This window comes from Polynucleobacter sp. MG-Unter2-18, from assembly GCF_018687675.1.
GTDB lineage: Bacteria > Pseudomonadota > Gammaproteobacteria > Burkholderiales > Burkholderiaceae > Polynucleobacter.
The window spans coordinates 775919-801141 of record NZ_CP061302.1; the positions used below are offsets into that span (position 1 = coordinate 775919).

The 25223-nt window shown below is 46.8% G+C and carries 20 protein-coding genes; 14 read left to right on the forward strand and 6 right to left on the reverse strand.

The window, feature by feature from the left end; translation table 11 throughout:
- Positions 1-7 precede the first annotated feature (7 nt).
- The 5 genes from dnaQ to C2759_RS04130 all read right to left on the reverse strand — a co-directional run bounded on the left by dnaQ (position 8) and on the right by C2759_RS04130 (position 6522).
- On the reverse strand, positions 8-718 hold the full coding sequence (gene dnaQ, locus C2759_RS04110) for a DNA polymerase III subunit epsilon (protein ID WP_215356397.1): 711 nt from the start codon (positions 716-718) through the stop codon (positions 8-10).
- Complete coding sequence (locus C2759_RS04115) at positions 718-3816, reverse strand: efflux RND transporter permease subunit (RefSeq protein WP_215356398.1); 3099 nt, start codon at positions 3814-3816, stop codon at positions 718-720. Before C2759_RS04115 ends, dnaQ begins: the two co-directional genes overlap by 1 nt.
- Positions 3813-5132 (reverse strand): efflux RND transporter periplasmic adaptor subunit, encoded by a 1320-nt coding sequence (locus C2759_RS04120; RefSeq protein ID WP_215356399.1) that lies wholly within the window; start codon positions 5130-5132, stop codon positions 3813-3815. The genes C2759_RS04115 and C2759_RS04120 overlap by 4 nt, the downstream gene beginning before the upstream one ends.
- Positions 5133-5246: 114 nt before the next feature.
- Positions 5247-5702: a ribonuclease HI gene (gene rnhA, locus C2759_RS04125; RefSeq protein ID WP_215356400.1), complete on the reverse strand. Its 456-nt coding sequence runs from the start codon at positions 5700-5702 to the stop codon at positions 5247-5249.
- 4 nt (positions 5703-5706) lie between these two features.
- On the reverse strand, positions 5707-6522 hold the full coding sequence (locus tag C2759_RS04130; protein WP_215356401.1) for a class I SAM-dependent methyltransferase: 816 nt from the start codon (positions 6520-6522) through the stop codon (positions 5707-5709).
- Between the two features lie 6 nt (positions 6523-6528).
- On the opposite strand from C2759_RS04130, the gene gloB reads away from it, so the two are divergent.
- From gloB to C2759_RS04165, 7 genes are all read left to right on the forward strand, one after another.
- Positions 6529-7338, forward strand: coding sequence for a hydroxyacylglutathione hydrolase (gene gloB, locus C2759_RS04135; protein ID WP_215356402.1), 810 nt, complete (start codon positions 6529-6531; stop codon positions 7336-7338).
- On the forward strand, positions 7320-8747 hold the full coding sequence (locus C2759_RS04140; protein ID WP_251367024.1) for a transglycosylase SLT domain-containing protein: 1428 nt from the start codon (positions 7320-7322) through the stop codon (positions 8745-8747). Before gloB ends, C2759_RS04140 begins: the two co-directional genes overlap by 19 nt.
- 34 nt (positions 8748-8781) lie before the next feature.
- Complete coding sequence (locus C2759_RS04145; protein ID WP_215356403.1) at positions 8782-10665, forward strand: propionate--CoA ligase; 1884 nt, start codon at positions 8782-8784, stop codon at positions 10663-10665.
- Positions 10666-10909: 244 nt separating this feature from the next.
- Positions 10910-12103 carry a glutamine-hydrolyzing carbamoyl-phosphate synthase small subunit gene (gene carA / locus C2759_RS04150; protein ID WP_215356635.1) on the forward strand — a complete coding sequence of 398 codons (1194 nt, stop codon included), beginning with the start codon at positions 10910-10912 and terminating at the stop codon, positions 12101-12103.
- Positions 12103-15366, forward strand: coding sequence for a carbamoyl-phosphate synthase large subunit (carB, locus tag C2759_RS04155; protein ID WP_215356404.1), 3264 nt, complete (start codon positions 12103-12105; stop codon positions 15364-15366). The genes carA and carB overlap by 1 nt, the downstream gene beginning before the upstream one ends.
- Before the next feature lie 19 nt (positions 15367-15385).
- The gene (gene greA / locus C2759_RS04160; RefSeq protein ID WP_215356405.1) at positions 15386-15862 is read left to right on the forward strand and encodes a transcription elongation factor GreA; all 477 of its coding nucleotides are present in this window, start codon (positions 15386-15388) and stop codon (positions 15860-15862) included.
- 17 nt (positions 15863-15879) lie between these two features.
- The gene (locus C2759_RS04165; RefSeq protein WP_215356406.1) at positions 15880-16365 is read left to right on the forward strand and encodes a DUF4149 domain-containing protein; all 486 of its coding nucleotides are present in this window, start codon (positions 15880-15882) and stop codon (positions 16363-16365) included.
- A gap of 77 nt (positions 16366-16442) precedes the next feature.
- On the opposite strand, the gene C2759_RS04170 is transcribed toward C2759_RS04165, so the two are convergent.
- Positions 16443-17069 (reverse strand): YhbY family RNA-binding protein, encoded by a 627-nt coding sequence (locus tag C2759_RS04170; protein WP_215356407.1) that lies wholly within the window; start codon positions 17067-17069, stop codon positions 16443-16445.
- A gap of 137 nt (positions 17070-17206) precedes the next feature.
- On the opposite strand from C2759_RS04170, the gene C2759_RS04175 reads away from it, so the two are divergent.
- The 7 genes from C2759_RS04175 to pstA all read left to right on the forward strand — a co-directional run bounded on the left by C2759_RS04175 (position 17207) and on the right by pstA (position 25223).
- The gene (locus C2759_RS04175; protein ID WP_215356408.1) at positions 17207-17881 is read left to right on the forward strand and encodes an RlmE family RNA methyltransferase; all 675 of its coding nucleotides are present in this window, start codon (positions 17207-17209) and stop codon (positions 17879-17881) included.
- A gap of 127 nt (positions 17882-18008) precedes the next feature.
- The gene (gene ftsH, locus C2759_RS04180; protein ID WP_215356409.1) at positions 18009-19886 is read left to right on the forward strand and encodes an ATP-dependent zinc metalloprotease FtsH; all 1878 of its coding nucleotides are present in this window, start codon (positions 18009-18011) and stop codon (positions 19884-19886) included.
- Entirely contained in the window at positions 19879-20763 is an 885-nt protein-coding gene (folP, locus tag C2759_RS04185; RefSeq protein ID WP_371816920.1) for a dihydropteroate synthase, read from the forward strand. The genes ftsH and folP overlap by 8 nt, the downstream gene beginning before the upstream one ends.
- A 40-nt stretch (positions 20764-20803) precedes the next feature.
- On the forward strand, positions 20804-22144 hold the full coding sequence (gene glmM / locus C2759_RS04190; RefSeq protein WP_215356411.1) for a phosphoglucosamine mutase: 1341 nt from the start codon (positions 20804-20806) through the stop codon (positions 22142-22144).
- Between the two features lie 117 nt (positions 22145-22261).
- Positions 22262-23284 (forward strand): phosphate ABC transporter substrate-binding protein PstS, encoded by a 1023-nt coding sequence (gene pstS, locus C2759_RS04195; protein ID WP_215356412.1) that lies wholly within the window; start codon positions 22262-22264, stop codon positions 23282-23284.
- 86 nt (positions 23285-23370) lie between these two features.
- Positions 23371-24360: a phosphate ABC transporter permease subunit PstC gene (pstC, locus tag C2759_RS04200; protein WP_046329978.1), complete on the forward strand. Its 990-nt coding sequence runs from the start codon at positions 23371-23373 to the stop codon at positions 24358-24360.
- The gene (gene pstA, locus C2759_RS04205; RefSeq protein WP_215356413.1) at positions 24357-25223 is read left to right on the forward strand and encodes a phosphate ABC transporter permease PstA; all 867 of its coding nucleotides are present in this window, start codon (positions 24357-24359) and stop codon (positions 25221-25223) included. The genes pstC and pstA overlap by 4 nt, the downstream gene beginning before the upstream one ends.

The following is a 25223-nucleotide window of genomic DNA, read 5'->3' on the forward strand; positions in this document are numbered from 1 at the left end:
ATACGGGTTAACTAGCGGCAGCAGAGGGGTTCCAAACGGGATCCTTCTTGCTTGCCTTGGCAATTTCAGCCAAGATTTTTTCATGTAACTGGCAATCTTCCTCACTCGCTGCAACTATTTTTAGCTTTGTTGGCAAAGCTTTGGTTTGTCCTGAAGCATCAGTGCCAACGGTGTAATCAATCAGGTCAATCGATAAGTCTTCTTGACCGCGCGTCATCGCTACATAAACTTCAGCTAATAATTGGGCGTCTAATAAAGCGCCATGCAAGGTTCGATGTTGATTGCTAATCGCAAAGCGTTCACACAAGGCATCAAGTGAATTGCGCTTGCCCGGAAACATTTGGCGGGCATCAAGGAGAGTGTCAGTAATTTTGGAGGCAAGACCCCTAAAAGCTGGGCGCTTGAGCAGTGCAAATTCGTTATCGAGAAAGCCTAAGTCAAACGCCGCATTATGAATAACTACTTCAGCCCCATCAACAAACTCAATTAACTCTTCCACAATATTTGAAAATACCGGCTTGTCGGACAGAAACTCACGAGAGAGCCCATGTACCGCAAAGGCGCCGGCATCGATATCACGCTCAGGATTAATGTAGTAATGAAAGGTGCGATCAGTTAGGCGACGACCCACCATCTCAACGCAACCAATTTCAATAATACGATCGCCTGTAGCGGGATTGAGACCAGTTGTTTCGGTATCGAGAATAACTTGACGCATTAGGTACCTTCTAAGACAGATGGAGGTATTTCAAGGGGGCCGTTACCCGCATATTTATCTAGATACAGATAGATTACGGGAGTAATGATGAGCGTTACAAACTGCGAGAAGATTAAACCGCCAGCTACGCTGATTCCCAAGGGTTGACGCAATTCAGCACCTGCGCCTAAACCTAATGCAATGGGAAAGGCGCCCATCAAGGCAGCAATCGTAGTCATCATGATTGGTCTGAAGCGCAATATGCAAGCCTCACGGATAGCCTTTTCTGGTGACATACCTTGGTTGCGCTGGGCATCCAAAGCGAAGTCAATCATTAGGATCGCATTCTTCTTGACGATACCGATCAGCAGCAGGATGCCAATGGATGCAACTACGGTTAACTCAAAGCCAAAAATACGCAGAGCCAAAATCGCACCAATCGCAGCTGAGGGTAGGCCGGCCAAAATAGTCAGAGGATGAATGTAGCTTTCGTAGAGTACGCCGAGCAATATATAAATAACGCCTAAAGCAGCCAAGATTAAGATGACTTGTCCCGACTGATTGTCTTTGAATACCGCGGCATCACCACCATAGCTGGTAATGATTGAAGGCGGAAGCCCGATCTCTTTTTCGTACCCATCAATTGCTTTGGTTGCATCACCTAGGAACACATCTGGCGCCAGGTTGAAGGAAATGGTCACCGCTGGAATTTGACCTTGATGATTCACGGCTGTTGGACCAACAGTGCGCACAAAACTGGCCAGACTGGAGAGGGGAATTAACTTATCTGTTGCGCGACCTCTGACATAGACCTTATTTAAATCAGTTTCAAATTGACGGTCACTCTCAGCGGTTTCTAAGATGACGTAATAGGTGTTGACTGGCGTGTAGATAGTTGACACTTGGCGTTCACCAAATGAGTTGTAAAGCGCACCACGAATATCAGCGATCGTTACACCAGCGCTAGCCGCTTTTTCACGATCGATCTCAATCTTGACATTAAGACCTTTCATCTTGGAATCGCTTGTGACATCTCTAAAGATCGGATTGCTGCGTATCTTATCTGTCATCTTGTCAGCCCACTCATTCACGCCTTCAAAGCCTACACTTTGAAGCGTAAATTGGTAGCGGCTCTTACTGCTTCTACCACCGAGCTGTAAGTTTTGAACTGGACGCATATAAACCTGCAGACCTGGAACATCTTTGAATTTATTTCTAAGACCTTCGATCACCTTACTCATCTTTTCTCGATCGCCCTTAGGTTTTAGGATGATGAAGAAGCGACCAGTATTTCTACCTGCACTTTGGCCGCCACCCAAGATGGAGATGGAGTTAGCCACATTGGGATCATTATTGACAATCTCAGCCGCACGATCTTGAAGCTCCAACATGGTTTTGAAAGAGGTGTCTTCTGAAGCTTCCGTGGTAGCGGTGATTTGTCCAATATCCTCTTCAGGAAAGAAGCCCTTCGGACTATTGCTAAATAGGTAGATAGTGATGAAGAAGCTGGCAACTGCACCCCACAATACTTTTTTGCGATTAAGCAGTGCTAAGTCCAAATAGTGAACATAGGTCTTTAGAGACCAGTCAAAAATCCGATCAAACTGTTTGGTGACAGCATATTCTTTTGGATGATCACCAGGCTTCGGTAAAAAACGGCTACAGAGCAGTGGCACTATGGTCAGAGAGACTACCGCCGATACCAAGATAGACAGCGAAACCACCACTGCAAATTCTCTAAAGAGTAGGCCGATTGGGCCGGCCATAAAGAAGAGGGGGATAAACACCGCAACCAAAGATATGGAGATGGAAATGATCGTGAATCCCACCTCTTTGCTGCCCTTGAGAGATGCCTTCAGAGGATCCATGCCTTGCTCAATGTAGCGCATGATATTTTCAAGCACAACAATGGCATCGTCCACTACCAAGCCAACTGCCAAGGTAATTCCTAGCAAGGAAATATTGTCTAAGCTGTAGCCCAATACATAGAGTAAAAAGAATGCACCGATTAGGGAAATTGGCAGGCTAATCGAGGGGATGAGGGTTGCAGAGATGCGCTTTAAGAACAAAAATATCACCAACACGACGAGGAAAATAGTTAACGCGAGCGTGATGTTGACATCATGAATTGCCTCAATGATGGATAGGGACCTATCGTTGATGAGCGTCAACTTAATAGATGCTGGCATTTGCTCTTGAAGTCTAGGCAATAATTTTTTGATTGTTTTGACCAGATCTACCGTATTAGCATTAGGCTGTCGCAAAATACCAATAGCAATCGAGCGCTCCCCACCTGATGTGGCGAAGGTCTTCACATCCTCGAAGCTTTCTTGGACGTCTGCAACATCTCGAAGATACACCGGCAAGCCATTGCGCTGGGCAATGACTAGGTTGCCAAATTCTTCTGCTTTTACTAATTGAGGATTAGCATAAATAGTAATCAGTTGACGTGGTCCATCCAGGGTTCCTACTGGACTATTGGTATTGGCTTTATTAATCGCAGTGGCCAACTCTTCCATGGTGATATTGCGGTTGCCCAAAGCATCGGGGCGAACGCTGACACGAACGGCATAGCGCTTTGCACCATACACTTGCACTTGAGAAACTCCGCTAATCGTAGAAATATTCGGAGCTAGAAGATTCTCTGCGTAATCATTGATTTCAGCAAGGCTGATCGATGGCGAGCTTACCCGGATAACAAGAACTGCAGTATCAGCAGGATTGATTTTGCGATAAGACGGGGGAACCGTCATTTCAATAGGTAACCTACGCTGCGCACGTAGTAAGGCGGCTTGTACGTCTACTGCAGCTTTATCAATATCTCGCTCACTCGTAAACTCCAGGGTGATACTAGTAGATCCCAAGGTATTAGTTGAGCTAATGACCTTGATGCCATCAATCGTTGAAAATTCTTTTTCAAGTGGTAGCGCCACAGAAGACGCCATGTTTTCTGGAGCGGCTCCCGGAAGGCTTGCGCTAACTGAAATGATGGGGGTATTAAAACTAGGTAGTGCTGCAACAGGAATGTTGAAGTAGGCAACGGTGCCTGCTATTACTGTGGAAATAGATAGCAGCACCGTCATCACGGGGCGTCTAATACATAATTCAGAGAGCGTCATTTTTTCTCAGGTGCGGGAGAGGGTGCCGCTGTTTTAGCTGGAGGAGCGGTAGCAGCTGCCTTTTTTGCTTCTCGGATCTTGCTACCAGGACGCAGGTTTTGCTTGCCTTCAATAACCACACGGGAGCCTGCATCAATACCACTAATAACAGAGGTGCCTTGGTATTCATAAACAACTTTGATGGGCTTAGGTTGAACCTTGTCATCCTTGTCCACAAGATAAATCAGGCGACCTTTTGGGCTAATGACAATAGCCTCGGATGGGACTGCAATCGCATCTTTGATGGTATTGGCACTCAATGAGACTCGGGCAAATTGACCGGGCAAAAGGGTCATCTTCTCGTTGGGTATCTGAGCACGCACTCTTACTGCCGCAATACTGGGGTCTACTTGGTTATCAATCACCAGCACTTCACCTTCGTAAACAGATGCTGCATTGTTACCAACGCTTACTTTCACCTTCAACGGGGTATCGGCTTGCTTGCCTTCCATCAATAGGGGAATATCTTTCTCGGGCACTACAAACTGAACATTGATGGGATTGAGTTGAGTAATGGTCACCATAGACCCAACGCTCGAAGTTGCAGTAGAGCTGGTCGCAGTTGTTACTACGTTACTGGCTTGTACCAGTGATCCTGGGAATACGTTGATGATGCCGGCTCGTCCTGCGATTGGTGAGCGAATGGAGTCATAAGAGAGTTGAACTTCAGCAGACCGAGCAGCTGCCTGAGCGGACTTGGCATTGGCAAGAGAGGTTTCTAATCCCGCTTTGGAGATAAAGTTTTTAGTAACCAACTCTTGAGCGCGCAAGTATTGCTTTTGAGCATCATCCGCTAGCGCTTTTAATTTCTCATAATTAGCGCGATCGTTACGATCATCGAGAGTGAAGAGCAGTTGACCTTCTTTAACTTCTTGTCCATCTTTAATGTGAATTGTTTTGACCGTATTGGTAGTCATTGGCCGAATATCGACGATGCTGTTAGAAATAATCGTACCAGTGGCTTCAATAATGAGTGGAATATTTTTCTTCTCAACTATGACGCTAGTGATAGTTTGAGTACCCCCACCAGTTTTGGTATTGACTGGAAAATAATAGTCATAGGCTTTAGATCCAGCATACAAAATCAGCAGCACAATCAAAATGCGCCACTTATAATTCAGGGTGAACGCTTTGACTGTGGCGTAGTTTATTTTTCTTAACTGGCTTAGATGCGGGGAAGTTTTTTTCCAAAGAGTGCAGAGATGACTCATGACCCAGTTTTTGAGTATTGGAAGCTTAGCGACTACCTTGTCGAGTGCAGATTCAATTTTTGACACGGTCTCGTTTTTTCTTGGTTTTGCATGGGTTTAGCGGTCAACTCTTCATCAACCTTGAATGGATTCATTCTCTCATAAGACCGTAAAAATGGGGTCTGTGAGCGACTGCCTAGCTTAGGGCAGAAATTCTTCCACACCTTTATTCGCCAATAGGTCTGCGAGCTCATTACCAGGGTGGCCGTTATGCCCACGAACCCAGTGCCAACTAATTTGATGATCGGGTATCAGGGCATCTAATTCTTGCCATAAATCGGCATTTTTGACGGGATCTTTGCTAGCAGTCTTCCAGCCCCTTTTTTTCCAGCCCTCAAGCCACTCCGTCACACCCTTTTGTACATACTGAGAGTCGGTCCAGAGTTCTACCGAGCTGGTTTGCTTAAGGGCTCGCAGCGCGTGAATTACGGCGCTAATTTCCATCCGATTGTTAGTGGTATGTTCAGCGCCACCATGAAGGTGCTTTTCATGGCCGCCTGAGCGCAGGACGGCACCCCAACCTCCGGGCCCGGGGTTACCTTTGCAGGCACCATCGGTATAAATGACAATGTGAGGAAGTGGTTTGGCATCAGACATGCTGTTAATTTACTCGGTCTTGCTTATTTACCAACTGCTGGCGACTTTCAGCTACTGGGTTCAATTGAGTGATGGCTGGGATGCGCAGACCTTGGACCTGTCCGATGAGGCGAATACCTTGCTGGCGCTTAATGGCGGAAACTAAGAATACGGCTCCAAAAATAGGCCACCAGCGATTGCCAGCAGGTTCCATAAAGTCCATTCTAGCCATGCCTGACTCACCACTCAAGGGTAGTTTGTAGCAGCCAAAATGGCCTCTATCGAGTGAGAAATTTAATAGTTGCAACCAATCTTTAATTCTGAGTAAGCCTATAAATTGACCATCTCTTGGTAAATAGGGACTACCGATCAATCTGCTGAGATATTGACGCATACCCCAAAGACTGGCCGGGTTGAATCCAGAAATAATCAAGCGGCCCTCAGGGCGAAGGACGCGCTCAGCTTCTCTGAGAATTTGATGGGGATCAGCGGCAAATTCCAAGACATGTGGCATCACTAATAAATCGATGGATTCAGAAGCAAAAGGCAGCTCATTGGCGTTGCCTTCAATCTGATGCCATTTAAACTGGTCAACCTGTTTTTGGCGATCATGAGTATGAATGAGCAGGGCTTGCAAGGGCATGCGGTTTTCTGCCAAGGTGTTCATTTGCGGCAAACCAATTTGCACGGCATAAAAACCAAATACATCAGCCACGATCTGATTGAAGCATTTCTGCTCCCAGGCCAGTACATAGCGCCCTGGAGGTGACTGAAGCCACTTTTCCCAGGAACTCCAGGGTGGCGCAGGCATCTGAGAAGGTGTGGGTGGGGTTGGTATCATGGGTCTATGGTGAAGAATACTTTATTGCAAGTTTGGCCGATACCGGCTTTTGATGACAATTACCTCTGGTGTATCCATGATGGCCAGTCTGCCTTGATCGTTGATCCAGGTGATGCTGCCCCCGTGCTGCAATATCTCGAGCAAAATAAATTGACTCTGAAGGGTATTTTAATTACCCATCACCATGCAGACCATACCGGGGGCATCCTTACTATATTGAATACCCTCGGCTCGTCTATCCCGGTATATGGCCCAGCTGCAATTGATATTCCAGGCCGCACGCATGCCGTGATGGAGGGTGACAAGATCGAAGTGACTGCACCACGTATTAGCCTTGAGGTTTACGAAGTGCCTGGCCATACTTTGAGTCACATTGCTTACTTTGCGAACATGCAGGCCAATGTAGTTGAGCCTATGCTGTTCTGTGGCGATACCTTGTTTGCGTCTGGCTGCGGTCGCTTGTTTGAGGGCACTCCAACCCAGATGAGCCAGTCTCTCGCGAAGTTCATCGCCTTACCTAAAAACACTCTGGTGTATTGCACACATGAATACACCTTATCCAATATTCGCTTTGCGCTGGCGGTTGAACCTAATAATGCCAACCTGATTACTTGGGCGGAAACTGCTAAAGCTCTGCGCGATCAACGGCTACCAACATTACCAACGACCATTGGACAAGAATTGCAAGTCAATCCATTCATGCGCTGTGATCAACAGGCGGTCATCGATGCGGCCCTTGAGGTCTCGGGTGAAAAATCTCTACCCACACCTGCTCATGTCTTAGCGGTAATTCGGGCATGGAAGGATCGGTTCTGATGTTGTGGCGCTATGCGGCGATATTGCTGATTTCGGTACTAACAGGTTGCGCTAGTACTGGAGATTGGTCTTCTGATGTGCCGACTCGTCAGGATCCGCGCGCCTCTAATGCGAAGCGGGTAAATTTAAAAAACCAATCTGTCAGCGATCTGTACGCACCATCAAGCAATCTCTGGATTCGGATTCGGGATGGTTTCGAGATGGAGCCCATGAACACGCCGCTGGAGATCGAGCAAGTGCGCTGGCTTAGCGCACGCCCAGAATATGTCCAACGCTCAATGGCTCGCTCATCACGTTATCTGTTTTATATCGTGCAAGAAGTCAATGCACGCAAGATGCCAACCGAGATCGCTTTACTCCCGTTTGTCGAGAGCGCATTCGTGACGCATGCCAAATCTAGCGCAAAGGCCATGGGCTTGTGGCAATTTATGCCGGCAACCGGTAAAGATTTTCAGTTAACGCAAAACGTCTTTAGGGATGAGCGAAGGGATGTCTTGCAATCTACTGATGCCGCCTTAGATTACTTGCAACGTCTTCATAAACAGTTTGGCAGTTGGGATCTTGCCTTAGCTGCGTATAACTGGGGTGCAGGTAATGTCTCAAAAGCGCAAAAACGTAATCTTGCTGCTGGACTCCCTACGGATTACTTGAGTCTCAAGATGCCCAATGAGACTCGCAACTATGTTCCAAAGTTAATGGCCTACCGGCAGATTGTTTTAGATCCAAAAGCCTATGGCATTGTTCTGCCAGATTTAGAAAACCATCCTTATTTCGTTGCCGTGGATGTCGGGTCTGATATTGATGTGTCTCTAGTAATTCAGTTAAGCGAAATTCCAGAGAGCGAGTTTCATAGCTTGAACCCTTCTTTCAATAAGCCAGTCATCTTGAGTAATGCTAATCAGCAAATCTTGCTACCGTTTGGGCATGCTGAGGTCTTCCAAGAAAATCTCAAGAAGTACACCAAGCCACTATCTTCATGGACTGCGGTACAGGTGACTAAGACTGAATCAGTCGACCAGGCTGCAAAAACACTGGGTGTGGATGCTGAAACCTTAAGAGCAGTCAATGGCATACCTAAAGGCATGAGAATTCGGGCGGGTTCAACGGTTTTAGTGCCTAAAACTAATCATCGCCCTGGGGATATCTCAGTAGCATTGGCAGAAAATGGCAGTCTTAATTTGCTTAAGTCAGGACCGCCAGCGCCTAAAAATTGTTCAAAAGGGGCTAAGTGCCCGGTAGTAAAGATTGGAAAAGCTGGCACTAAGGGTAATTCTTCAGCAAATAATGCTGCAACTCAGCATAAATCCGCATCGACAGGGCTTGCAAAATCTGCGAAAAATGGATCTTCGAATACAACTAGCTCGACTCCCAAGGCTTCAACTAGCAAGGGAGCTAGCAAGATTCAGTAAACCCAGACACATTAATTTACTTTTTAGGTTGACCATGTCCTATAAATCAGAACACGAACGCTCCATTAAAGACCCAGATGGATTCTGGGGAGAGCAGGCAAAACTCATTCATTGGGAAAAACCATTTAACAAGGTTCTGGATTACGCAAACCCTCCGTTTGCAAAATGGTTCGAGGGTGGATTAACCAACCTCTGCTACAACGCAGTTGATCGTCATCTCAAAGATCGTGCTGATCAGAATGCTTTAGTCGCTGTTTCAACAGAAACGAATCTAGAAAAAGCATACACATACAAAGAGCTTTACGAAGAAGTTAATCGCATTGCAGCCATCTACAAAGCGAACGGTGTTCAAAAGGGCGATCGCGTCCTGATTTACATGCCGATGATTGCTGAGGCCTGTTTCGCTATGCTCGCTTGTGCACGTATTGGTGCCATTCACTCTGTGGTGTTTGGTGGCTTTGCATCACATAGTTTGGCATCACGTATCGATGATGCAAAACCGAAAATGATTGTGACTGCAGAAGCGGGGGCGCGAGGTGGTAAAGCAGTCCCTTATAAGCCTTTACTCGATGAAGCAATCAAGCTCGCGAGCTACAAGCCTGAGAAAGTTCTGATTGTGAATCGTGGACTCACTGAGTTCGCTACAGTAGCTGGTCGCGATTTGGATTACATAACTGAACGCCAAAAGCACCTCAATGATTTGGTACCGATTGAGTGGGTGGATGCAACCCACACATCCTATATTTTGTATACCTCTGGTACTACTGGTAAACCCAAGGGCGTGCAACGTGACACCGGTGGTTATGCAGTTGCCTTGGCCTCCACCATGAAGCACATCTTCTGTGGTAACCCAGGTGAGACCATGTTCTGTACATCAGATATTGGTTGGGTAGTCGGTCATAGCTACATCATTTACGCGCCATTGATCAACGGCATGGCAACCATTCTTTACGAAGGTACTCCCTTGCGTCCTGATGCAGGTATTTGGTGGGAACTGGTTGAAAAGTACAAAGTATCAGTCATGTTTTCTGCACCAACTGCTGTTCGTGTTCTTAAGAAACAAGATCCTGCCTTCTTAACTAAATACGATCTCTCGAGCTTGCGTGCTTTGTTCTTGGCAGGCGAGCCTTTGGATGAGCCAACCGCAACCTGGATACATGATGCGATTAAGAAGCCGATCGTAGATAACTATTGGCAGACAGAAACAGGTTGGCCAATGCTGGCAATCCAGCGTGGGGTAGAAGTGATGCCACACAAGTTTGGCTCACCTGGTGTCCCATCATTTGGTTACAACATGAAGCTATTAGATGACGCTACTTCGGAAGAGTTGGGTCCAGATCGGAAGGGCGTAATTGCGATTGAGGGTCCTTTACCTCCGGGCTGCATGCAAACTGTCTGGGGTGATGACAAGCGTTTTGTGAGTACTTATTGGGAAACTATCCCCGGTAAGACCATTTACTCTACTTTTGACTGGGGCATCAAAGATGCGGATGGCTACTTCTTTATCTTAGGCCGAACTGATGACGTGATTAACGTTGCCGGTCATCGCTTAGGCACCCGTGAAATTGAAGAGAGCATTTCTAGTCACCCAAATATCTCAGAAGTGGCAGTAGTGGGTATTGAGGACAAACTGAAGGGTCAGGCTGCGATTGCCTTTGTGATTCCAAAGGATGCCTCTGATACGGCTACTCTAGAAGCTGAGTGCATGAAGACCGTAGATACCACTCTAGGTGCAATTGCTCGTCCAGGTCGGGTTTATGTAGTCACAGCCTTGCCCAAGACTCGCTCAGGCAAGATCGTCCGCCGTGCTCTCCAAGCTGTAGCTGAAGGGCGCGATCCTGGCGACATCAGCACAATGGAAGATCAAACTGTTTTAGCCCAAATTAAGACCATCATCGAGCAAAGCGCAAAGTCTTAAACCCAGCTTGGCAGCATCCAAATAAGCCCCTCAGTCGCTCGATTCAGGGGCTTATTACCTTGCAAGCCTCATTGGCTGGGAATCCAAGGGTTTATACGCAAAACTGGTATGATTCAAGGGTTCAAAACTTAATAAATTACCCTAGCGCTTAAAGACACTCACCTCCCGCACAAACAGTCCTGGGTTGGTCTTTTTGGGGTGTTGAGCGTCGGATGGAGCAGGGACTGGAGATGGTTTGTCACCCTTGCTTCCTTCTTTTCCCCCCGCCGTGTTGGCCTTAGCCGACGGCACTCTATTTCCCGGTCTTAGTATTGGCGCTCCTGGCGAAACTACCGGCGAAGTTGTTTTCAATACCGCACTTACTGGTTATCAAGAGATCATCACTGATCCTAGCTACTCACGCCAAATTGTTACCTTGACTTACCCACACATCGGAAACGTTGGGGTAAACGCTCAAGATGCTGAGTCAGATCAGATTCATGCAGCTGGCTTAGTTGTAAAAGACCTCTCTAAGCGTGTCTCGAATTTTCGCTCTGAAGAAACTCTGGATAGTTACCTCATAAAAGCAGGGGTGGTTGGTATTTCTGGTATTGATACCCGTAAGCTCACTCGCATCCTGCGCGATAAGGGCGCTCAGTCCGGCGCTATTGTTGCTGGCAAGATGGGTGAGGACGTAGAGGTTCTTGGTAAGAAAGCCTTGGAGCTAGCTAAAGCTTTTCCAGGTATGGCTGGTTTAGATCTAGCTAAAGTTGTGACAACAAAGTCCCCATACCAAAGGCGCGAAGCTGAGTGGGATCTGCATGGTCCTGACGGTAAGCCCGCATACAGAACTCTAGATGCTAGTAAGCCAATCAAAAAAGTAGTTGCCTATGATTTTGGTGTGAAGCGTAATATTTTGCGCATGCTCACTGAGCGTGGCTGTGAGTTAACCATCGTTCCTGCGCAAACTAGCGCCACTGAAGTCCTGGCCATGAACCCGGATGGTGTGTTCTTCTCAAATGGCCCCGGAGATCCCGGCCCTTGCGATTACGCGATTGCCGCTGCAAAAGAAATTATTGAAAAGGGTGTTCCAACATTCGGCATTTGTTTAGGCCACCAAATTATGGGCTTAGCTGCTGGCGCTAAAACTTTGAAGATGAAATTTGGCCACCATGGTGCGAATCACCCTGTAAAGGATTTGGATACCGGGCGAGTTGCAATTACTTCTCAGAATCATGGTTTTGCAGTTGATGCAAATACTTTGCCTGACAACATTCGCGTTACGCACGTATCTTTATTTGATGGATCACTGCAAGGTCTGGCTTGGAAAGACAAGCCTGCTTTGTGTTTCCAAGGCCATCCTGAGGCCTCACCGGGCCCTCACGATATTGCCTATTTATTTGATCGTTTTGTGGAGCTCATGAATGCTGCCGCTGTTAGTAATAAGGGGGGCAAATAATGCCTAAGCGTAGCGACATTAAGAGCATTCTGATTATTGGCGCTGGTCCAATTGTGATTGGACAGGCCTGTGAGTTTGACTATTCTGGTGCACAAGCTTGTAAAGCTTTGCGTGATGAAGGTTACAAAGTCATTCTGGTAAACAGCAATCCTGCCACCATCATGACCGACCCTGAGATGGCCGATGTGACTTATATCGAGCCGATTACTTGGGAAGTGGTCGAGCGCATTATTGCGACTGAGAAACCTGATGCGATTTTGCCAACGATGGGTGGTCAAACTGCCTTGAACTGTGCACTCGATTTGCATCGCCATGGTGTCCTCGAGAAATACGGTTGCGAATTGATTGGCGCTTCACCAGAAGCAATTGATAAAGCGGAAGATCGTCAAAAGTTTAAAGATGCGATGACCAAGATTGGTCTGGGTTCTGCGAAGTCTGGCATTGCGCACTCCATGGATCAAGCGCATGAAGTGCAGCAACGTATTCAGAAAGAGACTGACAGTTTAGGTTTTCCAGTAGTTATCCGTCCTTCATTCACGATGGGTGGATCAGGTGGAGGTATTGCTTACAACCGTGAAGAGTTTGAAGAGATTTGTAAACGCGGTTTAGATTTATCACCAACCCGCGAGCTCCTGATTGAAGAGTCTCTCTTGGGTTGGAAAGAGTTCGAGATGGAAGTAGTGCGTGACCGCGCTGATAACTGCATCATCGTTTGCTCAATCGAAAACTTAGACCCGATGGGTGTGCATACCGGTGACTCGATCACCGTTGCTCCTGCACAAACCTTGACAGATAAAGAGTATCAAATTTTGCGCAACGCCTCGATTGCGGTCTTGCGTGAGATTGGTGTGGATACTGGTGGTTCAAACGTGCAGTTTTCGATTAATCCAGTTGATGGTCGGATGATCGTCATTGAGATGAACCCACGTGTGTCACGTTCATCTGCCTTGGCGTCTAAAGCAACCGGTTTCCCGATTGCTAAGATAGCTGCGAAGCTGGCAGTGGGCTACACCTTAGATGAGTTGAAGAATGACATCACCGGTGGCGCTACGCCAGCATCCTTTGAGCCATCAATCGATTACGTAGTTACGAAGATCCCCCGTTTTGCGTTTGAGAAATTCCCACAAGCAGATTCTCGTTTAACCACACAGATGAAGTCCGTAGGTGAGGTGATGGCCATTGGTCGCACCTTCCAAGAATCTTTCCAAAAAGCATTACGCGGTTTAGAGGTTGGTGTGGATGGTCTGGATGAAGTTTCTACAGACTTAGATGACATCATTCAAGAAATCGGTGAGCCAGGACCGGACCGTATTTGGTATCTGGCAGACGCGTTCCGTATGGGCATGGGCTTGGATGAGGTTTACAACGAGACGAAGGTGGATCCTTGGTTCTTGGAGCAAATCGAAGAACTCATCACCATGGAGACTGAGCTCAAGCAGCGTAAGCTCGATAGTTTGTCAGCACCTGAACTGCGTTTCATTAAGCAAAAAGGTTTCTCAGATCGCCGCTTAGCTAAATTATTGGGAGTAGATGCCTCTTCCGTTCGCGCTGCACGTCATCGCCTCAAAGTGGTGCCAGTCTATAAGCGAGTAGATACCTGTGCCGCTGAGTTCTCTACGAATACAGCTTATCTGTACTCCACTTATGAAGCAGAGCATGGTGAGTGTGAATCTCAGCCAAGCACTAAAGACAAGATCATGGTTTTGGGTGGCGGCCCTAACCGTATCGGTCAAGGTATTGAGTTTGACTACTGCTGCGTTCATGCGGCATTGGCAATGCGCGAAGATGGTTATGAAACCATCATGGTGAACTGCAATCCAGAAACGGTTTCTACTGATTACGACACGTCCGATCGCTTGTATTTTGAGCCTTTGACTCTCGAAGATGTTCTAGAGATCGTGGCAATTGAAAAGCCAAAAGGCGTCATCGTTCAGTATGGCGGCCAGACTCCCTTGAAGTTGGCTTTGGATCTCGAGGCCAATGGGGTGCCAATTATTGGTACATCACCAGACATGATTGATGCTGCAGAAGATCGCGAGCGTTTCCAAAAGCTATTGCATGAATTAAATTTGCGTCAGCCGCCTAACCGTACTGCTCGTGCTGAAGATGAAGCTCTCAAGCTTGCGGAAGAAATTGGTTACCCATTGGTAGTGCGTCCTTCCTACGTATTAGGTGGCCGTGCGATGGAAATCGTTCATGACGGCCGTGATCTTGAGCGCTATATGCGTGAAGCGGTCAAAGTCTCTCATGACTCACCAGTGTTGCTAGATCGCTTTTTGAATGATGCGATCGAGTGTGATGTGGACTGCATTAGTGACGGTGAGCAGGTATTTATCGGTGGCGTGATGGAACACATTGAGCAAGCTGGTGTGCACTCAGGTGACTCTGCCTGTTCCTTGCCACCATATTCCTTATCTGACGAAACGATTGCAGAAATCAAACGTCAAACTGCAGCGATGGCTAAAGGTTTGAACGTTGTTGGTTTGATGAACGTACAGTTTGCGATTCAGCACGTCGATGGCAAAGATGTTATCTATGTACTCGAGGTAAACCCGCGTGCCTCTCGTACCGTTCCTTTTGTATCAAAAGCAACTGGTTTGCAGTTAGCGAAGATTGCAGCGCGCTGTATGGTGGGTCAAACACTAAAACAGCAGGGTATTTTGAATGAAGTGAAGCCAGCTTATTTCTCAGTAAAAGAAGCTGTATTCCCATTCAATAAGTTCCCTGGTATTGATCCGATCCTAGGTCCAGAGATGCGCTCTACGGGCGAGGTAATGGGTGTTGGTAAGACTTTTGGCGAAGCGCTTTTCAAATCCCAATTAGGCGCAGGAATTAAATTGCCTAAGAGTGGTACCGTGCTCTTGACGGTAAAAGATAGCGATAAGCCAAAGGCAGTTGAAGTGGCTAAACTGTTGCATCAATTGGGATTCCCCATGGTTGCTACTAAAGGTACTGCCGCAGCAATTGAGGCAGCTGGCTTACCAGTGCGTGTAGTCAATAAGGTGAAGGATGGTCGTCCACACATTGTTGACTTGATTAAGAATGGTGAGATCTCCTTGGTGTTTACTACAGTGGATGAGACCCGTACTGCAATTGCAGACTCCCGTTCCATTCGTACTAGCGCTCAAGCCAATAATGTGACCTACTACACTACGATTAGTGCGGCACGTGCGGTAATGGATGGTTTGATGACATCGCAAAATGGCAACAAAGGGTCACTTGAGGTGTATTCATTGCAAAATCTACACAAGACTCTCAATTAAATTCAGTGAGGTAAGCAGCATGAACACAATCCCTATTACCAAGCATGGCGCAGAACTTCTCAAAGAAGAGTTGCATCGCTTAAAGCATGTAGAGCGCCCATCCGTGATTAATGCAATCTCTGAAGCGCGTGCACAAGGTGACCTGTCTGAGAATGCCGAGTACGATGCTGCCAAAGAAAAGCAAGGCTTTATTGAAGGCCGTATTCAGGAGCTTGAAGGAAAGCTATCGGCTGCACAGATCATTGATCCGGCTAGTCTAGATGTAAATGGTCGCATCGTATTCGGTGCCACTGTTGATCTCGAAGATCTAGAAGATGGCACGAAGTTTACTTATCAAATCGTCGGTGACGATGAGGCTGATATCGCAGTTAATAAGATCTCCATTAGTTCGCCTATTGCTCGCGCATTGATTAGCAAGGAAGAGGGCGATGTGGTTGCGGTTCAGGCTCCTGGTGGCAATCGCGAGGTAGAAATTCTTGCGGTCCGTTATATCTAATACAAGCCAGAATCTATATGCAGACTTTAGAGGCTCCAGATCACCCTGTAGCTCAAAGACTATTTATTGTGATTGCAGGTTTGTGGGTTGGTAGCATACTCGCGGTAGGTTATCTAGTTGCCCCAGCCATTTTCAGTACGATGACCGATCGCCAAGCTGCCGGAATGGTTGCTGGTAGCGTCTTTAAATTAGAGGCCTATGTTAGTTTGATTGTGTGCATTGGCCTGATGGTCTTGGCCAATCTCCTAGTGAATCGTGGTCTCAGTCAATTTAAGTTCATTCGCTGGCTCTTGTTGGCAATGTTGCTGTGTGCAATCGCAGCTAGCTTTATCTTGATTCCCTGGATGAACACGCTGAGAGATGATGCCCTAATGCAAGGTATGCCAGTAATGCTTTCTCCTTCAGCCACTTTGTTTGGAAGACTGCATGGTGTCTCCAGCATTCTGTTTATGCTCCAAAGCATTTTGGGGATTTTTTTAGTTTGGCGATTGACTAAGAGATAGAGTGGCCTAAAAGTAAGGCAATAAAAAACGCCGACTAGCGACGTTTTTTTACTCAGTACTTTTTAATGCTCCAGAGATCAAGATCCTAATGATTTCTTCTTAGTGCTACTCATGCGTACCTTGCGTTTCTTAATAGGCGCAGGCGCTGCAACCGCTTTGCGGTAACCCGGTGATGACCAACCAATTTTAGATTCAGCAGCATCAGCACGTAGAACCCGTTTCTTAGGGGCAGCATTTTTGACCGCAGCCACTCTTTCAAAAGGAGATTTGCTAGCTGCTGAGCGTCGATCTGATCTCTCGGAAGTGCTAGTACGAACACCAGCTTTAGCTACCACGCGATTTGGTTGGCGCTTAGTGCGGGGCGCTTGCAATGTCTTTTTAGTTTGCTTACTGGAACGACTCAAATTGATGAGTGCTGCATCGACAACATCAATCGGCCTCCAAACCACTAGTAATTTACCAATGTGATGAACGGGTGCAGCACCCAGCTTGTCGCAGAGCTCTTCATAGATGGCGATACGGGCTTCACGATCATCACCAAAAACACGAACTTTGATCAAGCCGTGGTGAGAGATAGCTGATTTAGCCTCTTTAATGACCGCAGGGGTAAGGCCATCGCCACCAATCATGACGACTGGGCTGAGACCATGAGCGTCGGCTTTAAGGGATTTACGTTGTGCGGGAGTAATAGTAAGTGCTGTCATGGGCTTGATGATAGAGCATTAGGGCTATAAAACAGGGTTTTCGGGCGTATTTGAGTCAGTATCACTATGTTTCGAGTCGATTCCTTTTGCCTTGTAGAGCATAAACAAGGAAAATGATCGACGAAAGTGGGTAAGTTGTGGCAAAGAATAAATTTAATAAAAGTTGGTTGCAGGATCATCTCAATGATCCGTACGTGAAGATGGCCCAAAAAGAGGGTTATCGCGCACGAGCTGTCTATAAGTTGAGCGAAATAGATGAGCAGGATCGACTGATCAAAGCGGGTATGACGATTGTGGATCTGGGGAGCGCTCCTGGGAGCTGGTCTCAGTACGCTCGTAATCGCTTAACTGAGCTCGGTAAAAATAATCCCAATATTGAGTCTGGTAAGCCAGATGGAACCATTATTGCGATCGATATTCTGCCGATGGAGGATATTGCCGATGTTTCCTTTATTCAGGGGGATTTTCGGGAAGATGAGGGTTTAAAGGCCTTAGAAGCGCTTTTACCGGCGAATGCAGATGGAAAAGTCGATTTTGTGATGTCCGATATGGCCCCCAATTTATCGGGAGTGGGGGTGGCAGATGCGGCCCGAATGGCCTTTTTGGCCGAGATTGCCTTGGATTTTTCAGTCCAGCACCTGAAGTCTGACGGGGCTCTATTGATTAAGTGCTTTAACGGCAGCGGCTATAGTCAGATTGTGGAATCCTTTAAAAAGGTCTTTAAAACAGTGGCTTCTAGAAAGCCAAAAGCCTCTAGAGCCAAGTCCTCGGAAATCTTTTTATTAGGCCGAGACCTTAAGGCGCCCAAATAACCCCCCAAAATGAGGGGTTTATAAAATAAATTAGCTCTTCGCTATTGAAAAAGCCTAGTAGTAGAATCAAATACTTAGGTATAGCAATCCGCTTTAACTCCCGGATTAATCCGGCAAAGGTCTCCTTTTGAATAGCAATATGTTGCAAAAAATCGGCGTGTGGCTCATTGTGGGTTTGGTCTTGTTTACTGTTTTTAAACAGTTCGACAAGCCCAAAGACCAGAATCAGGTCACGTATTCTCAATTCATGGACGATGCCAAGGCAGGCAAAGTTAAGCGAGTGGATGTGCAAGGTCGCACATTGCAGGTCACTCCAAATGACGGCAACAAATATTCGATTATTTCCCCTGGAGATATTTGGATGGTTGGCGACTTGATGAAGTTTGGTGTCCAGGTTACTGGTAAAGCGGATGACGAACCGAATATGTTGGTCTCTGCTTTGTATTACCTTGGACCCACTTTACTAATTATTGGTTTCTGGTTCTTCATGATGCGTCAGATGCAAGGCGGCGGTAAGGGCGGAGCATTCTCTTTCGGAAAATCCAAAGCTCGTCTAGTTGATGAGAATAGTAATACTGTGACCTTTGCCGATGTTGCCGGTTGCGATGAAGCAAAAGAAGAAGTCTTTGAGATTGTGGATTTCTTAAAAGACCCACAAAAGTTTCAAAAGCTAGGTGGCCACATTCCGCATGGTGTATTGCTAGTAGGTCCTCCGGGTACTGGTAAGACTTTGCTGGCTCGCGCAATTGCGGGTGAAGCGAAGGTGCCGTTTTTTGCGATCTCTGGTTCAGACTTTGTCGAAATGTTTGTTGGTGTCGGTGCATCACGTGTGCGCGACATGTTTGAAAACGCCAAGAAGAATTCCCCTTGCATCATCTTTATTGATGAGATCGATGCTGTTGGTCGTCATCGTGGCTCCGGTATGGGCGGCGGTAATGATGAGCGCGAGCAAACTCTCAACCAGATGCTTGTCGAGATGGATGGTTTTGAAAGTAATAGCGGCGTGATCGTAGTTGCTGCGACTAACCGCTCCGATGTTTTGGATAAAGCCTTATTGCGCCCAGGGCGTTTCGATCGTCAAGTGCACGTCGGCTTGCCAGACATTCGTGGCCGCGAGCAAATTCTGCAAGTGCATATGCGTAAGGTTCCAATTGATCCAGACGTCAATGCAGCAGTATTGGCACGTGGTACCCCTGGTTTCTCAGGCGCCGATCTAGCTAACTTGGTAAATGAGTCAGCATTGTTTGCGGCCCGTCGTAATAAGCGCGCTGTGGATATGAAAGACTTTGAGGATGCAAAAGACAAGATCTATATGGGTCCTGAGCGTAAATCAGCCGTTATGCGTGAAGAAGAGCGTCGTAATACGGCGTATCACGAGTCTGGTCATGCGGTAGTAGCTAAGGTGTTACCTAAAGCTGACCCAGTGCATAAGGTCACCATCATGCCGCGCGGTATGGCTTTGGGTGTTACTTGGCAGCTGCCTGAGTTTGATCGTGTGAACTTATATAAAGATCGCATGATGGAAGAGTTGGCGATTTTGTTTGGTGGCCGTGCTGCTGAAGAGGTCTTCTTGAACTCCTCAAGTACAGGCGCTTCAAATGACTTCGAGCGTGCTACCAAAATGGCGCGTGATATGGTGACTCGTTATGGTATGAGCGATAGCTTGGGTACTATGGTTTACGTGGATACAGAGTCTGAAAGCATTTTTGGGCGCAACAGCACGAAGACAGTTTCTGAGTTAACTCAGCAAAAGGTGGATGCAGAGATTCGTGCATTGGTTGATAGTCAGTACGCATTGGCAAGATCGATCCTTGAGCAAAACCGTGACAAGGTGGAAGCGATGGTGACTGCATTGCTTGAATGGGAAACCATTGATGCTGAGCAGATTACCGACATCATGGAAGGTCGCCCACCACGCGCTCCGAAGCCACCACCAGCAACCCAGTTTGGTAACTCTGCTGGTACGCCAGGTCCTGCTGCCGGTGCTGCCCCAGCCACTGCGTAGTAAAGTGAGCAAGCAAACTCTGCCCGCAACATGGTGTTGCGGGCGTTTTCTTTTTGACTTTAGCAAACGTCAGCGCCCACTAGTGATGGGCATTCTAAATGCAACACCAGATTCCTTTTCTGATGGCGGTATGTTTAGAACTCCAAGCGATGCTATTGCCCAGGCAGAGCGCATGATTGCTAATGGTGCAGACATCATTGATATTGGCGGTGAGTCAACTCGCCCTGGTGCTGAACCCGTCTCTTTGCAAGAAGAATTGGATCGCGTCTTACCAGTGATTGAGGCATTAAAAGGTTGTGGCGTTGCCTTATCAATTGATACCTATAAAGCTGAGACTATGCGTCAAGCTCTCCAGGCTGGAGTCGATTGCGTTAATGACATTTGGGCATTGCGACAAGAGGGTGCAGTAGAGGTCATCATCGAGAGCGATCAGCAAAATCCAAATAAGCAGTGCGGCCTTGTCCTAATGCATATGCAGCGTGATCCACAGACTATGCAATTTGATCCCGAGTATCAGGATGTGATTGCTGAAGTAAAGGCATTTTTGCAAGAGCGTGCAGCATTACTAGAGAGCCAAGGCGTCGCCAAAAATAGAATTGCTATCGACCCGGGTTTTGGTTTTGGCAAGAGCCTAGAGCACAACCTCAAGATGCTGGCAGATTTTGATCAATTCTCGCAACTGGCTTATCCGGTATTGGCGGGGATGTCTCGCAAATCCATGTTGGGGAAGTTAACAGGTCGTGACACTAATGATCGTGTGGCGCCTAGTGTGGCAGCCGCCATTTTGGCTGCCGATCGGGGAGCTCGAATTATCCGTGTCCATGACGTTCAAGAGACAGTCGACTCCTTGAAGCTCTGGGAAGCTATTCAGGAATAAGCTAGTCAGTCAAATACCCACAAGTTTTATAATCAAGCCCATGAAAAAACAATACTTTGGTACTGATGGTATCCGCGGCGAAGTAGGGCAATTTCCGATTGTTCCGGAGTTCATCACGCGCCTTGGTTATGCTGCGGGCAAAGTACTGGGTAGCCAAGCAAAGACTGGTGAGCGCTGCAAGATTCTGATTGGTAAAGATACGCGTGTCTCAGGTTATTTATTAGAAGCTGCCTTAGAGGCTGGCTTTGCTGCTGCTGGTGTTGATGTGATGTTGTGCGGTCCAATGCCAACTCCTGGGGTTGCTTACCTTACTAAAGCATTGCGCTTATCTGCAGGTGTCGTCATTTCTGCTTCACACAATCCTTATCACGATAACGGTATTAAATTCTTCTCCGCACAAGGCGGTAAGTTAAGCGATGAGTTTGAATTGGCTATTGAAGCTGAGCTTGCTAAACCGATGGGTTGTGTCAGCTCAAAAGAATTAGGAAAAGCATTTCGTATTGATGATGCTGCTGGTCGCTATATTGAATTTTGTAAATCGACTTTCCCTGGCGAGCTCAATCTCAAAGGTAAGAAGTTGGTTGTCGATTGTGCTCACGGAGCCGCATACCATATTGCCCCTCATGTTTTTCATGAGCTCGGTGCTGAAGTAATCTCTATTGGTGTTCAGCCCGATGGCCGCAATATCAATGATGGCTTTGGCGCTACAGCCCCTGCAGCATTAATTGCCAAAGTTAAAGAAACCAAAGCAGATCTCGGCATTGCTTTAGATGGTGATGCTGATCGTTTACAAATGGTAGATGCCTCTGGCCGATTGTTTAATGGCGATGAACTGCTATACGTCCTTGCTAAAGACCGGATTGATCGTGGCCAAGCAATTGGTGGAGTCGTTGGCACCTTGATGACAAACCTTGCTGTGGAAAATGCAATTAAGAATTTAGGCATTGGCTTTGAGCGCGCTAATGTAGGTGATCGTTATGTCTTGGAGTTGCTCAAGCAAAAAGGCTGGATTATTGGTGGTGAAGGCTCAGGCCATCTCCTCTGCTTAGATCAGCACTCAACCGGTGACGGCACCATTGCCGCACTGCAGGTGCTAGCCGCTATGAGCCAGACCAAGAAGAGTTTGGGCCAACTCTTAGATTCCGTCAAAATCTTCCCCCAAGTGCTCCTGAATATCAAATTCAAGCCTGACTATGATTGGAAGTCCGATGAGGCCCTCAAATCCCAGATAAGCCAGGTCGAAAGCGAACTCAAGGGTACGGGTAGGGTGCTTATCCGTGCCTCAGGTACAGAACCAGTCCTGCGGGTCATGGTAGAGGCTCAGGACGGCAACATAGCCATGAATTCAGCTAAGCGTATTGCCGATCTGGTGCCAAAATAATAAATTGTTAAATTAATTGGATTAATTTCAACTAAAACACTTGTCATAAAAGAGTCATATAGACACCGTATCGTCCAAACATTGCAATGTTGCATATTTCTTTGAGGAACGACTCACATGAACTCATTTTTGAAAAAAGCGTTGGTTGTTAGCGCGATCTCTTTTGCTCCAGTTGCATTTGCAGCCGACATGACCGGTGCTGGCGCAACATTCCCATACCCAATCTATGCTAAATGGGCCGAAGCCTACAAAGCTAAAACTGGTTCTAACTTGAACTACCAATCTATTGGTTCTTCAGGTGGTATCAAGCAAATTAAAGCAAAGACTGTTGATTTCGGTGCAACTGATAATCCAGTGAAGTTTGAAGATTTAGAAAAAGATGGCATGGTTCAGTTTCCAGCCATTATTGGTGGTGTAGTGCCAGTGATAAACGTGGATGGTGTCAAGCCAGGCGAACTCAAGTTAGATGGCCCAACATTGGCCGATATTTTCCAAGGCGTGATTTCTGATTGGGGTGACAAGCGTATTGCTTTGATGAACCCAGGCGTTAAGATTCCTTCTGGTCCAATAACCGTTGTTCACCGTGCTGACGGTTCTGGTACAACAGCGATCTTTACTGACTACTTGGCAAAAGCCAGCACTCTCTGGAAAGATGCAGTTGGTGCAGGCGCTTCTGTTAAATGGCCAGCTGCTTCATCTGTCGGTGGCAAAGGTAACGAAGGTGTTGCTGCAAACGTTTCTCGCGTAAAGAATTCTGTTGGTTACGTTGAGTATGCATACGCCAAGAAAAACAAAATGGCTCACATTTCTTTGAAAAACAAAGATGGTAATTATGTGCAGCCTGATGATGCAACCTTTGCTGCTGCTGCTGCTGGAACTGATTGGTCTAAGATCCCTGGTATGGGCACATTTATTACCAATGCTTCTGGTGCTAAGTCATGGCCAATCACTGGTGCATCTTTCATCCTCTTGTACAAGAACCCAGATAACAAGGCAAATGCTGCTGAAGTAATGAAGTTCTTTGACTTCGGATTTAAAGAGGGTAAGAACATGGCTTTAGAGTTGGATTACGTTCCAATGCCTGATGTAACAACGGATTTCATTCGTAAGAATGTATTTTCTAAGGTTGTTACTAAGTAAGGTTGGATGTTTAAGATTTCTTAATCATTACTGAATAACAGCCCCATTAAAAGTGGGGCTGTTTCAATATTTAAATAAGCATAATCATGATTGAATCGACCCAGTCTCACTCAGCTCCGACGCCACAGGCGCTTAGCATTGCTAAGGTACAGCGCATTCAGGATTTCCTTTTTCATGGAATTACTCAATTCTTTGCTTTGACTGTCTTAATCACCTTGCTCGGCATTATTATTTCGCTAATCACGAACGCTTGGCCCGCTTTGAGCACCTTCGGCATCGGTTTTTTCTTTAGCGAAGAATGGGATGTCGTCCAGGGTCAGTTTGGCGGTCTAATTGCGATCTATGGCACCTTAGCCACGTCTATCATTGCTTTATTGATTGCTGTTCCTCTGAGCTTTGGTATTGCGGTTTTCCTCACTGAATTATGTCCAAGCTCTCTCCGTCGACCTTTAGGAACCGCGGTAGAGTTGCTAGCAGCTGTACCTTCCATCATTTACGGTATGTTTGGTTTGTTTATTTTTGCACCCTTATTTGCCGAGTATATCCAGCCAGCCTTGGGTGGAACACTCGGTCAGATTCCTGGTTTGGGCATTCTATTCTCAGGTGCATTCAACGGCATTGGCATCCTGAGTGCCGGCTTGATTTTGGCAATGATGATTTTGCCGTTTATTGCTTCTGTGATGCGCGATGTATTTGAGATTGTTCCACCTGTACTCAAAGAGTCTGCCTATGGTATCGGTTGTACTACTTGGGAAGTGGTTAAAAATGTAGTCCTGCCTTATACCAAGGCTGGTGTGATCGGTGGTGTGATGTTGGGTCTAGGCAGGGCACTTGGTGAAACCATGGCGGTCACCTTTGTTATTGGCAATGCACACCGCTTATCTCCATCCTTATTCTCGCCAGGCACTTCAATCGCTTCCACACTCGCTAATGAGTTTGGCGAGGCTGAAGCGGGTAATCATTTATCTTCCTTATTCGCCTTAGGTTTGGCGCTTTTCATCATCACATTTATTGTGTTGGCATTGGCTAAATTGATGCTCAACAATATGGAGAAGAAGCAGGGCTTAAAAACATGAGTAATTTTTCCAATATTGATTCCTCCCTTTTTGCGAAACGTAAGCGTACCAATAAGATTGGACTAACCCTGTCTATGGGCGCCATGGTCATTGGCATGATCTTTTTATTATGGATTTTGAGTGTGTTGTTATTTAAGGGCTTTGCTGCTCTCGATATCTCGTTATTTACCCAAAGCACACCTGCGCCAGGTTCTGAAGGTGGTGGTTTGGCAAATGCGATTCTCGGAAGTCTCATGATTGTTGCCAGTTGTACATTAATCAGTACGCCAATAGGTGTGCTGGCTGGTTTATATCTTTCTGAATATGGGGATAGGAGTAGAGTAGCTGCGATAACCCGTTTTGTTACTGACATCATGTTATCCGCTCCGTCCATTGTGATTGGTTTATTTGTGTATGCGCTCGTAGTTGCCCAAGTCCGTCACTTCTCAGGCTGGGCCGGTACGCTTGCTCTGACTTTGATTGCGGTTCCAGTAGTTGTTCGCACTACCGAGAACATGTTGCGCCTAGTCCCTGGCAGCTTGCGTGAGGCTGCTTATGCCTTGGGTACGCCGAAGTGGAAAGTGGCTTTTAAAATTTCCTTAAGAGCGGCGCAAAGCGGTGTGATGACTGGTATTTTATTGGCCTTAGCTCGGGTGAGTGGTGAAACAGCACCTTTATTATTCACCGCGTTAAATAATCAGTTCTTCTCTACCAATATGAATGCGCCAATGGCCAATTTGCCAGTAGTCATCTTCCAGTTTGCAATGAGCCCATACGACAATTGGGTAGAGCTTGCTTGGGGTGGTGCACTATTAATTACTTTTGCTGTATTGGGCTTTAATATTCTGGCTCGAGTACTATTTCGCGAGAAGGTCCAAGGGTAA

Excerpts from the sequence above, each read along its gene's own strand:
- dnaQ (WP_215356397.1), bottom strand. The coding sequence starts at position 718 with ATGCGTCAAGTTATTCTCGATACCGAAACAACTGGTCTCAATCCCGCT.
- C2759_RS04115 (WP_215356398.1), bottom strand. The coding sequence starts at position 3,816 with ATGACGCTCTCTGAATTATGTATTAGACGCCCCGTGATGACGGTGCTG.
- rnhA (WP_215356400.1), bottom strand. The coding sequence starts at position 5,702 with ATGTCTGATGCCAAACCACTTCCTCACATTGTCATTTATACCGATGGT.
- C2759_RS04130 (WP_215356401.1), bottom strand. The coding sequence starts at position 6,522 with ATGATACCAACCCCACCCACACCTTCTCAGATGCCTGCGCCACCCTGG.
- gloB (WP_215356402.1), top strand. The coding sequence starts at position 6,529 with ATGGTGAAGAATACTTTATTGCAAGTTTGGCCGATACCGGCTTTTGAT.
- C2759_RS04140 (WP_251367024.1), top strand. The coding sequence starts at position 7,320 with ATGGAAGGATCGGTTCTGATGTTGTGGCGCTATGCGGCGATATTGCTG.
- C2759_RS04145 (WP_215356403.1), top strand. The coding sequence starts at position 8,782 with ATGTCCTATAAATCAGAACACGAACGCTCCATTAAAGACCCAGATGGA.
- carB (WP_215356404.1), top strand. The coding sequence starts at position 12,103 with ATGCCTAAGCGTAGCGACATTAAGAGCATTCTGATTATTGGCGCTGGT.
- greA (WP_215356405.1), top strand. The coding sequence starts at position 15,386 with ATGAACACAATCCCTATTACCAAGCATGGCGCAGAACTTCTCAAAGAA.
- C2759_RS04165 (WP_215356406.1), top strand. The coding sequence starts at position 15,880 with ATGCAGACTTTAGAGGCTCCAGATCACCCTGTAGCTCAAAGACTATTT.
- C2759_RS04170 (WP_215356407.1), bottom strand. The coding sequence starts at position 17,069 with ATGACAGCACTTACTATTACTCCCGCACAACGTAAATCCCTTAAAGCC.
- glmM (WP_215356411.1), top strand. The coding sequence starts at position 20,804 with ATGAAAAAACAATACTTTGGTACTGATGGTATCCGCGGCGAAGTAGGG.
- pstS (WP_215356412.1), top strand. The coding sequence starts at position 22,262 with ATGAACTCATTTTTGAAAAAAGCGTTGGTTGTTAGCGCGATCTCTTTT.
- pstC (WP_046329978.1), top strand. The coding sequence starts at position 23,371 with ATGATTGAATCGACCCAGTCTCACTCAGCTCCGACGCCACAGGCGCTT.
- pstA (WP_215356413.1), top strand. The coding sequence starts at position 24,357 with ATGAGTAATTTTTCCAATATTGATTCCTCCCTTTTTGCGAAACGTAAG.